Annotated in this window: 9 protein-coding genes; 2 read left to right on the top strand and 7 right to left on the bottom strand. The window is 63.6% G+C overall.

Translation table 11 applies throughout. The annotated features are described in order from the left end of the window. Nucleotides 1-2: 2 nt before the first annotated feature. The gene (gene ftsH / locus PO768_RS16890; protein ID WP_272646979.1) at nucleotides 3-1,910 is read right to left on the bottom strand and encodes an ATP-dependent zinc metalloprotease FtsH; all 1,908 of its coding nucleotides are present in this window, start codon (nucleotides 1,908-1,910) and stop codon (nucleotides 3-5) included. A gap of 140 nt (nucleotides 1,911-2,050) precedes the next feature. After that, on the bottom strand, nucleotides 2,051-2,719 hold the full coding sequence (locus PO768_RS16895) for an RlmE family RNA methyltransferase (RefSeq protein ID WP_262973783.1): 669 nt from the start codon (nucleotides 2,717-2,719) through the stop codon (nucleotides 2,051-2,053). A gap of 19 nt (nucleotides 2,720-2,738) precedes the next feature. Here PO768_RS16895 and PO768_RS16900 point away from each other — a divergent pair, with 19 nt between their 5' ends. Further along, entirely contained in the window at nucleotides 2,739-3,212 is a 474-nt protein-coding gene (locus PO768_RS16900; RefSeq protein ID WP_272646980.1) for a YhbY family RNA-binding protein, read from the top strand. Here PO768_RS16900 and PO768_RS16905 read toward each other — a convergent pair. The 5 genes from PO768_RS16905 to PO768_RS16925 all read right to left on the bottom strand — a co-directional run bounded on the left by PO768_RS16905 (nucleotide 3,203) and on the right by PO768_RS16925 (nucleotide 9,294). Further along, a complete protein-coding gene (locus PO768_RS16905; protein ID WP_272646981.1) occupies nucleotides 3,203-3,643 on the bottom strand; it encodes a DUF4149 domain-containing protein in 441 nt (146 codons plus the stop codon). The genes PO768_RS16900 and PO768_RS16905 overlap by 10 nt on opposite strands. A 3-nt stretch (nucleotides 3,644-3,646) precedes the next feature. Further along, nucleotides 3,647-4,123 (bottom strand): transcription elongation factor GreA, encoded by a 477-nt coding sequence (greA, locus tag PO768_RS16910; RefSeq protein WP_137945580.1) that lies wholly within the window; start codon nucleotides 4,121-4,123, stop codon nucleotides 3,647-3,649. Nucleotides 4,124-4,205: 82 nt separating this feature from the next. Further along, nucleotides 4,206-7,472, bottom strand: coding sequence for a carbamoyl-phosphate synthase large subunit (gene carB / locus PO768_RS16915; protein ID WP_272646982.1), 3,267 nt, complete (start codon nucleotides 7,470-7,472; stop codon nucleotides 4,206-4,208). Nucleotides 7,473-7,478: 6 nt separating this feature from the next. Next, on the bottom strand, nucleotides 7,479-8,639 hold the full coding sequence (gene carA / locus PO768_RS16920; protein ID WP_272646983.1) for a glutamine-hydrolyzing carbamoyl-phosphate synthase small subunit: 1,161 nt from the start codon (nucleotides 8,637-8,639) through the stop codon (nucleotides 7,479-7,481). A gap of 250 nt (nucleotides 8,640-8,889) precedes the next feature. Next, complete coding sequence (locus PO768_RS16925; RefSeq protein ID WP_262973788.1) at nucleotides 8,890-9,294, bottom strand: GlcG/HbpS family heme-binding protein; 405 nt, start codon at nucleotides 9,292-9,294, stop codon at nucleotides 8,890-8,892. 191 nt (nucleotides 9,295-9,485) lie between these two features. On the opposite strand from PO768_RS16925, the gene PO768_RS16930 reads away from it, so the two are divergent. Beyond that, complete coding sequence (locus PO768_RS16930) at nucleotides 9,486-10,181, top strand: Bax inhibitor-1/YccA family protein (protein ID WP_272646984.1); 696 nt, start codon at nucleotides 9,486-9,488, stop codon at nucleotides 10,179-10,181. The last annotated feature ends 99 nt before the right edge of the window (nucleotides 10,182-10,280 follow it).

The raw sequence follows: 10,280 nt of genomic DNA on the forward strand, positions 1-10,280 counted from the left end.
AATCAGGCTGCTGCCGGCGCGCTATCGGCGTTGACGGTCGGGGGTGTGCCATCCGGCTTGTTGCCACCGGACGGCGGCGTCCAATCCTTGGGCGGGCGCGGTGGCTTGCCGCCCATGATGTCCTCGATCTGGTCTGCGTCGATGGTTTCCCATTCCAGCAGCGCCTTGGCCATCGCGTGCATCTTGTCGGTGTTGTCCTCGATCAGCTTGCGAGCAATCGTGTACTGCTCGTCAATGATGCGGCGTATCACCGAGTCCACCTTGCGCATGGTTTCTTCGGACATGCTGGTGGTCTTGGTCACCGAGCGGCCGAGGAAGACCTCGCCCTCGTTCTCGGCATAGACCATCGGGCCTAGCTCATCGGTCATGCCGTAACGGGTCACCATATCTCGGGCGATCGCCGTGGCACGCTCGAAGTCGTTCGACGCACCGGTGGTCATCTGGTTCATGAACACTTCTTCGGCAATCCGGCCGCCGAACAGCACCGAAATGGTCGAGAGCATGCGCTCCTTGTCCATGCTGTAGCGGTCGCCCTCGGGCAACTGCATCGTCACGCCCAGCGCACGGCCACGCGGGATCACCGTGACCTTGTGGACCGGATCGGTCTTGGGCATCAGGCGGGCGACCAGGGCATGGCCGGCCTCGTGATAGGCGGTGTTCTTGCGCTCTTCCTCGGGCATGACCATGGACTTGCGCTCGGGGCCCATCATGATCTTGTCCTTGGCCTTCTCGAAGTCGACCATCTCGACCACGCGACCACTGCGGCGCGCGGCGAACAGGGCCGCCTCGTTGACCAGATTGGCCAGATCGGCACCGGAGAAGCCGGGCGTGCCGCGGGCCAGGATGTCGGCGCGGATGTCCTGACCGACCGGCACCTTGCGCATATGCACGTTCAGGATCTGCTCGCGACCGCGCACATCCGGCAGGGTCACATAGACCTGGCGATCGAAGCGCCCTGGGCGCAGCAGTGCGGGGTCCAGAATGTCCGGACGGTTGGTCGCGGCCATCACGATGACGCCGAGATTGGTCTCGAAGCCGTCCATCTCGACCAGCATCTGGTTCAGCGTCTGCTCGCGCTCGTCATTGCCGCCACCCAGGCCGGCACCACGATGGCGACCGACCGCGTCGATTTCGTCGACGAAGATGATGCAGGGGGCGCTCTTCTTGGCCTGCTCGAACATGTCGCGCACGCGGGCCGCGCCGACGCCGACGAACATTTCAACGAAGTCCGAGCCCGAGATACTGAAGAACGGCACCTTGGCCTCTCCCGCGATGGCCTTGGCCAGCAGGGTCTTGCCGGTGCCCGGAGGGCCGACCAGCAGCACGCCGCGCGGGATGCGACCGCCCAGCTTCTGGAACTTCTGTGGGTCCTTCAGGAAGTCGACCAGCTCCTTGACCTCTTCCTTGGCCTCGTCGCAACCGGCGACGTCGGCGAAGGTGGTCGAGTTGTTCGCCTCGTCCAGCATGCGGGCCTTGCTCTTGCCGAAGCTGAACGCGCCGCCCTTGCCGCCGCCTTGCATCTGGCGCATGAAGTAGACCCAGACGCCGATCAGCAGCAGCATCGGGCCCCAGCTGACCAGCAGGCTCATCAGCAGCGAAGGTTCCTCGCGCTGCTTGACATCGAACTTGACGCCGTTGTTGATCAGGTCACCCACCAGACCGCGGTCCAGATAGGTGGCATTGCTGCGCAAGCGCTTATCGTCATTGGTGATGGCGATGATTTCGGTTCCACCACTGCCTTCTTGCAGGGTGACCTGCTTGACTCGCTTGGCGCGCACTTCCTCAAGGAAGTCGGAGTAACCGATCTGGTTGCCCTGAGCCGCGCCCCGATCAAACTGTTTGAAGACGGTGAACAGCACCAGGGCGATCACCATCCAAACAGCTACCTTCGAGAACCACTGATTGTTCACCGCGACTCCTTAATTCCAAACACGCTGAGTCGCACCAACGACGACTCTTGCACGGCATATGGGGTTGATTCTATTGCAGTCAAGCCCTGCACTTGATTGGCTTTCCCATGCAGGGCGATAGAGATTGCCAAGCCTGACACTCATTTCAGACCGATACCGATCAGAAAAGTCTCGGACGAGCGGTCACGCGAGGCCTTGGGCTTGAGGGTCTTGACCTTTTTGAAGCCCTTCTTGAAGGCGTCCAGCAGCTGGTTGTAACCGCTGCCGTGGAAGACCTTGGCCACCAGCGCGCCCTCGGGCTTCAAATGCTGCTGCGCGAAATCGATGGCCAATTCGACCAGACCGGCCACACGCGCCGAATCCACGCCCTCGATGCCGGATAGATTGGGCGCCATGTCCGAGACCACAAGATCGACCGGCCGGCCGGCCAGCGCGGCCTCCAGTTGCTGCAGCACCGCCTCTTCCTGAAAATCGCCCTGGATGAAGTGCACGCCCTCGATGGGCTCGAAGTCCAGCAGATCCAGCGCAATGATGGTGCCGTTGAGCGCCCCCACCGCCGCGCCGCCGACACCCGCCTCCTTGGGTGCGAAGCGTCGACGCAGGTACTGACTCCAGGCACCGGGCGAGGCCCCCAGATCGACAACCACCTGACCCGGGTGGATCAGCTTGAGCTCTTCGTCGATCTCCTTGAGCTTGTAGGCCGCGCGGGCGCGAAATCCGTCCTTCTGCGCCAGCTTCACATAGGGATCATTGATATGCCCGTGCAGCCACGCCTTATTGACCTTTTTACTTTTTGTCTGAATTTTCATCTTGCACCGATAATAGGGTATGCCCGCAATTCAACTGACTCCTGCCCAGCGCAAGGAAAAACGCTCCGAAGCCCATCACCTGGACCCCGTGGTCATGATAGGTGGCGACGGCCTGACGCCCGCCGTCACCAAGGAAGTGGACCACGCCTTGAAGGCCCACGGCCTGATCAAGGTGCGCGTGTTCTCCGACGACCGTGCCGGCCGCGAGGGCATGCTGCAGATCCTCGCCAACGAACTCGACGCCGCGCCGATCCAGCACATCGGCAAGCTGCTGGTGCTGTGGCGCCCGATTCCCGAGAAGGAGCAGGCCGAGCGCAGCGATGGCCGCCTGGGCCCGCGCGTCGTCAAGATCGTCAAGTTCTCGAAGAGTGGCAACCACCGCCCCCAGGTCAAGAAGCTGCAAGTGCTGGGCAACCAGCGCGTCGCCCAAGGCGGCGAGATCAAGCGCGCCAAGCGGCGCATCACCAGCGTCAAGAAACTGGTTCAGGACTGAGACTGACCGGATTCCTTGCTGGCGCGCCAGGCCAGGACCAGCACCAGCAAGGTCTTGGCCCCATAAAAGCCGAAAGACAGGGCGTGCAGCGTCATGAATGACCAGCCGCCCTGCCCTACCCGCGCCGCGGCCATCAGCGGCTGCAGCCCGAAGTAGCCGGCCACCGTGCAGAACAAGGCCCCGGCCGGCAACAGCATCGCGACCGAGAACACCGGGCCGCCGCCATCCCGGCCGAGGCGCCGTTCCATCATCATCAGCAGCAGACCCGCCGCCAGACTGATATAGGCCTCCAGCGCAAACAGCCGCCCGACCAGCAAGCCTGCCTGCGAGCGCTCCAGCACCGCAAACGCGCTGGGAGCCGCCACGAAGGCGATGCAAAGCAAAAGACCGCCCCAGAGGGCGGCCAGCACGGCGCGGCTGCGGTACAGCACGACTCAGACGTAGCGGACTTCGACGATCTCGTAGCGCTTGACGCCGCCGGGCGCCTGCACCTCGGCGACATCGCCGGCTTCCTTGCCGATCAAGGCACGGGCGATCGGCGAGCTGATCGAGATCTTGCCGATCTTCAGGTCGGCCTCGTCGTCGCCGACGATCTGGTAGGTCACCTCGGCGCCGCTGGCTTCTTCTTCCAGATCGACCGTGGTGCCGAACACGATGCGGCCGCCGGCATCGACACCGGCCGGGTCGATGATCTGCGCCGCCGCCAGCTTGCTTTCGATTTCGAGGATGCGGCCTTCGATGAAGCCCTGCTTGTCCTTGGCCGCCTCGTACTCGGCGTTCTCGGACAGATCGCCCTGGGCGCGGGCTTCGGCAATGGCCTGGATCACGGCGTGCCGCTCGACCGATTTGAGTCGATGCAGTTCTTCCTTGAGCTTTTCAGCGCCGTAGACGGTCAAAGGGACAGTGGCCATATTCAACAAACCTTGAAAACAAAATGAAGCCGCCGCCGCTCAGGAAGCCCTGAGGCGCGGCGGCGGTATCTGGAGCGGAAGTTTAGACCAGTTCGGCGTGCAGCTCTTGCAGGGATTGCACCAGCAGACCGTCCTGGTGCTTCATGCCCTCGACCGCAGCCTCGCAGCCGGCCATGGTCGTGTAGTAGGTCACGCGGTTGGCCAGTGCCGATTGGCGGATGTAGCGGCTGTCGGCGATGGCGGTGCGGGTCTCATCCACGGTCGTGAAAACCAGCTGGATCTCGCCGCCCTTGACCATGTCGACGATATGGGGCCGACCGTCCTTGACCTTGTTGACCGCACGCACCGGCACACCGGCCTCGGCAATCGCTGCCGCCGTGCCTTTGGTCGCCACGACGCCGAAGCCCAGCGCATGCAGGTCCTTGGCCACCGCGACGGCGCGGGCCTTGTCGCTGTTCTTCACCGTGATCAGCACATTGCCCTGGCGCGGCAGGCGCGAGCCGGCGCCGAGCTGGCTCTTCAGCATCGCTTCACCGAAGGTGCGGGCTGCGCCCATCACCTCGCCGGTCGAGCGCATTTCCGGGCTCAGGATCGGATCGACGCCGGGGAACTTGTTGAAGGGGAAGACCGCTTCCTTGACGCTGAAGTAAGGCGGGATCACCTCGGCCGGCACACGGCCCAGGCGGTCCTTCTGGTCCTTCAGCTTCTGGCCGGCCATGCAGCGCGCGGCGATCTTGGCCAGCTGCTGGCCGGTCGCCTTGCTGACGAAGGGCACGGTGCGCGAGGCACGCGGGTTCACCTCCAGCACATAGACGGTGGCCTGGTCCAGGCCGCCGGTCACATCGCCCTGGATCGCGAACTGCACATTCATCAGGCCGACCACCTTCAGCGCCTTGGCCATCGCTGCGGTCTGGCGACGCAACTCGTCCTGGATCTCCACCGACAGCGTGTAGGGCGGCAGCGAGCAGGCCGAGTCGCCGCTGTGGATGCCGGCCGCCTCGATGTGCTCCATGATGCCGCCGATCATCACCTCGCTGCCGTCCGAGATGCAATCAGCATCGACTTCGACCGCGTCCTCCAGGAATCGATCCAGCAGCACCGGCGACTTGTCGGAGACACGCACCGCTTCGCGCATATAGCGCTCCAGGTCCTTGTCGCCGTGCACGATCTCCATCGCGCGGCCGCCCAGCACATAGCTCGGACGCACCACCAGCGGGTAGCCGATCTCGTTGGCCAGGGCCACAGCCTGCTCTTCGGTACGCGCGGTGCGGTTCGGCGGCTGCTTCAGGCCCAGTTCGTGCAAGAGCTTCTGGAAGCGCTCGCGGTCCTCGGCGATGTCGATCGAGTCCGGTGTCGTGCCGATGATGGGCACGCCGGCGCGTTCCAGGTCCAGCGCCAGCTTCAGCGGCGTCTGGCCGCCGTACTGCACGATCACGCCGACCGGCTTTTCCAGCGCGACGATTTCCAGCACGTCTTCCAGCGTCACCGGCTCGAAGTAGAGGCGATCCGAGGTGTCGTAGTCGGTCGAGACGGTCTCGGGATTGCAGTTGACCATGATGGTCTCGTAACCGTCCTCGCGCATCGCCAGCGCCGCATGCACGCAGCAGTAGTCGAACTCGATGCCCTGGCCGATACGGTTCGGACCACCACCCAGCACCATGATCTTCTTCTTGGTGGTCGGCTCGGCCTCGCACTCTTCCTCATAGGTCGAGTACATATAGGCGGTCTGCGTCGCGAACTCGGCGGCGCAAGTGTCCACGCGCTTGTAGACCGGGCGCACGCCTTGCGCGTGGCGCGCGGCGCGGACCTCGTGCTGGTTCGTGCCCAGCAGCTTGGCCAGGCGCTTGTCCGAGAAGCCTTTCTTCTTCAGCAGGCGCAGCTCGTCGGTCGACAGCGAGGCCAGCGCGCGGCCGGCCAGCGACATCTCAATCTTCACCAGCTGTTCGATCTGGGCCAGGAACCAGGGGTCGATGGCCGTCTCTTCGAACACCTCCTGCATGCTCATGCCGATGCGGAAGGCATCGGCCACGAACAGGATGCGCTCGGGGCCGGGCTCGCCGATTTCCTGCACGATCTCTTCGCGATCGGTCGAGCGCTCGCTCAGGCCGTCGATGCCGGTTTCCAGGCCACGCAAGGCCTTCTGGAACGATTCCTGGAAGGTGCGGCCCATGGCCATCACCTCGCCGACCGACTTCATCTGCGTGGTCAGGCGCGAGTCCGCCATCGGGAACTTCTCGAAGGCAAAGCGCGGGATCTTGGTGACGACGTAGTCGATGCTGGGCTCGAAGGACGCGGGCGTGACGCCGCCGGTGATGTCGTTCTTCAGCTCATCCAGGGTGTAGCCCACGGCCAGCTTCGCGGCGATCTTGGCGATCGGGAAGCCGGTGGCCTTGGAGGCCAGCGCCGAGGAGCGCGACACGCGCGGATTCATCTCGATCACGGTCATGCGACCGTTCTTCGGATTGATCGAGAACTGCACATTCGAGCCGCCGGTGTCGACGCCGATCTCGCGCAGGATCGCGATCGAGGCATTGCGCAGCAGCTGGTATTCCTTGTCGGTCAAGGTCTGGGCCGGGGCGACCGTGATCGAGTCACCGGTGTGCACGCCCATCGGGTCCAGGTTCTCGATCGCGCAGACGATGATGCAGTTGTCCTTGCTGTCGCGGACCACCTCCATCTCGTACTCTTTCCAGCCGATCAGCGACTCTTCGATCAGCAGCTCATTGGTCGGCGACAGATCCAGACCGCGTTTGCAGATCTCTTCGAATTCTTCCGGGTTGTAGGCAATGCCACCACCGGTACCGCCCAGCGTGAAGCTGGGGCGGATGACCATCGGGAAGCCGGTGCCGCCGATCTCGGCCGTGATGCGCTTTTGCACCGCCAGCGCCTCTTCCATCGAGTGGGCGATGCCGGACTTCGCGGAATCGAGACCGATCTTGGTCATCGCGTCCTTGAACTTCAGGCGGTCCTCGGCCTTCTCGATCGCCTTCTCATTGGCGCCGATCATCTCGACGTTGTACTTGGCCAGCACGCCGTGCTTGTGCAGGTCCAGCGCGCAGTTCAGCGCGGTCTGGCCGCCCATGGTCGGCAGCACCGCGTCGGGGCGCTCCTTGGCGATGATCTTCTCGACCACCTGCCAGGTGATGGGCTCGATATAGGTGACGTCGGCCGTGTCCGGGTCCGTCATGATGGTGGCCGGATTGCTGTTGACGAGAATGACCTTGTAGCCCTCCTCGCGCAGCGCCTTGCAGGCCTGGGCGCCCGAGTAATCGAACTCGCAGGCCTGGCCGATGATGATCGGGCCGGCGCCGATGATCAGGATGCTTTTGATGTCAGTACGTTTTGCCATGATCAATCAAGCCTTCGCCATCAGACCGATGAAGCGATCAAAGAGATAGGAAATGTCGTGCGGGCCGGGGCTCGCCTCCGGGTGACCCTGGAAGCAGAAGGCCGGCTTGTCGGTACGGGCCAGGCCTTGCAAGGTGCCGTCGAACAGGCTGATATGCGTCGCGCGCAGATTCGCCGGCAGCGAGTCGGCCTCGACCGCGAAGCCATGATTCTGGCTGGTGATGGACACACGGCCGTTATCCAGATCCTTGACCGGGTGGTTGGCGCCGTGGTGGCCGAATTTCATCTTGAAAGTCTTCGCACCGCTGGCCAGGGCCATGATCTGGTGACCCAGGCAGATGCCGAAAGTCGGGATGCCCGACTCGATCAGCTCGGCCGCCGCCTTGATCGCGTAGTCGCAGGGCTGCGGGTCGCCAGGGCCGTTGGACAGGAAGATGCCGTCCGGCTCCAGGTCGAACACCGCGCTGGCGGGGGTCTGCGCCGGCACCACCGTGATCCTGCAGCCGCGCGAAGCCAGCATGCGCAGGATATTGCTCTTGACGCCGAAATCGTAGGCGACGACATGAAAGCGCGGCTGCGTCAGCTCGCCATAACCCGTGCCCAGCTTCCACTCGGTCTGGGTCCAGCTGTGCGACTCGCTCGCGGTGACGACCTTGGCCAGATCGAGGCCGGCCATGCTGGGTGCGGCCTGGGCCAGACGCACTGCCTCGGCGATCAGCGCCTCGGTGATCGCCTCACCGGCGGCCAGCGCCATGATGCAGCCGTTCTGTGCGCCGGTCGTGCGCAGATGGCGGGTCAGACGTCGGGTGTCGATGTCGGCAATCGCCACCGTGCCTTCGTCGCGCAGGTACTGCACGAGGCTGCGGGTCTTGCGAAAGTTGGAGTCCAGGACGGGCGGCTCCTTGATGATCAGGCCTGCGGCATGGACCTTCGACGCCTCGATATCCTCGTCATTGACGCCGTAGTTGCCGATATGCGGATACGTCAGGGTGACGATCTGCCGGCAATAGCTGGGGTCGGTGAGGATTTCTTGATAGCCGGTGAGCGCGGTGTTGAACACCACTTCGCCGACTGTGTGACCGGCTGCGCCGATCGAGGAGCCTTTGAAGACCGTACCGTCTGCCAGGGCAAGGATCGCTTTGGGGGAGGAGAGCAGATCGGGCAGCACGGGGAACTCCGTTTATTGTGCGCACGCCCAGCTCGGCTCCATCACGCTGATGAGCTTGAGTCCGGTTGAGGAAACTGAGGAGTTTCGCTAGGGTAGCGGTAGGTTGCGGGTAAACCTGCTGAGTATAACCGACCAGGGTTATCACGGAGGCAAAGCCTTGCGCTTTGACACGAAGTTGACAACAAAACCAGTACGCCAAAAACAAGCAAGCCCCGGCAGGCCGGGGCTTGCGCATCGGTCTCGGCGTGTATCAGCCCAGCGCGGCGATGCCAGCGCGCGCGATCTGCGCGTCTTCGGTCGATTTCACACCACTGACGCCGACGGCGCCGATATGGAAACCGTCAACCACGATGGGCACGCCACCTTCCAGCAAGCCATTCAGGCCCGGCGCGCTCAGGAATGACATGCGCCCCTGGTTGATCATGTCCTCGTAGACCTTGGATTCGCGGCGACCCAAGGCCGCCGTGTGGGCCTTGGCCGGCGCGATCTGGGCCGAAATGGCGGCCGCGCCATCAAGACGCTGCAACCACAGCAGATGGCCGCCATCATCGACGATGGCAATCGTGACGGCCCAGTTGTGGCTGACGGCCTCCGCTTCGGCGGCGGCGGCGATGCGCTTGACATCGTCAAGGCTCAGAAAGGGTTTTTGCTTCATGGTGTTGAAATCCTGGCGAAGAGCCGCACTTTAGCGTCAGCGGCCTGCGGTATTGCTGCGCGGGAATGCAAAACTGCCTGCCGCCCTGGTGCAAGCCCTGCCCCGGCATGGCTGCGCAGCCAGCCCGTGCTGACTAGAATAATTGCAAAGAAAAACTGGACTCTCAACCGACATTTTTCTGGAGGATTGTGATGAACGACAGCTTGCAAACCCAATACGGCAGCGCCCTCGGCGGCGGCCTTGCGGTCGAACGCCAGCGCGTGCTGCGCAACACCTACTGGCTGCTGGCCCTGTCCATGGTGCCCACCGTGCTGGGCGCCTGGGTCGGCGTATCCACCGGCATCATGGCCAGCCTCGGCTTGGGCATGAGCACCCTGGTGTTCTTTGTTGGCGCCTTCGGCCTGATGTTCGTCGTCGAGAAGACCAAGAACAGCAGCACTGGCGTGCTCGCCCTGCTCGCCTTCACCTTCTTCATGGGCCTGATGCTGTCGCGCCTGCTGGCCCAGATCCTGGGCTTCAAGAACGGCAGCGAACTGATCATGATGGCCTTCGGCGGCACCGGCGCGATCTTCTTCGCGATGGCCAGCCTGGCCACCGTGATCAAGCGCGACCTCTCCGGCATGGGCAAGTTCCTGTTCGTCGGCGCCATCATCCTGCTGGTGGCCGGCCTGGTGAACATCTTCCTGCAGTCCTCGGCACTGATGCTGACCGTGATGGTGCTGGCGATGGCGGTGTTCTCGGCCTTCATGCTGTACGACATCAAGCGCGTGATCGATGGCGGCGAGACCAACTACATCTCGGCCACCCTGGCGATCTACCTGGACATCTACAACGTGTTCCAGAGCCTGCTGTCCCTGCTCGGCATCTTCGGCGGCGAGCGCGACTGAACGCGCACCCTGACTCAGCAGAAACGGGACCCGCGCAGTCCGTGTCAAAACGGCTGCGAAGGGCGCCAAGAGCAAAGCGCTCCGAGTTTCTCGGAGCGC

The sequence above is a fragment of the Paucibacter sp. XJ19-41 genome, assembly GCF_028462495.1.
Taxonomy (GTDB): Bacteria; Pseudomonadota; Gammaproteobacteria; order Burkholderiales; family Burkholderiaceae_C; genus Roseateles_E.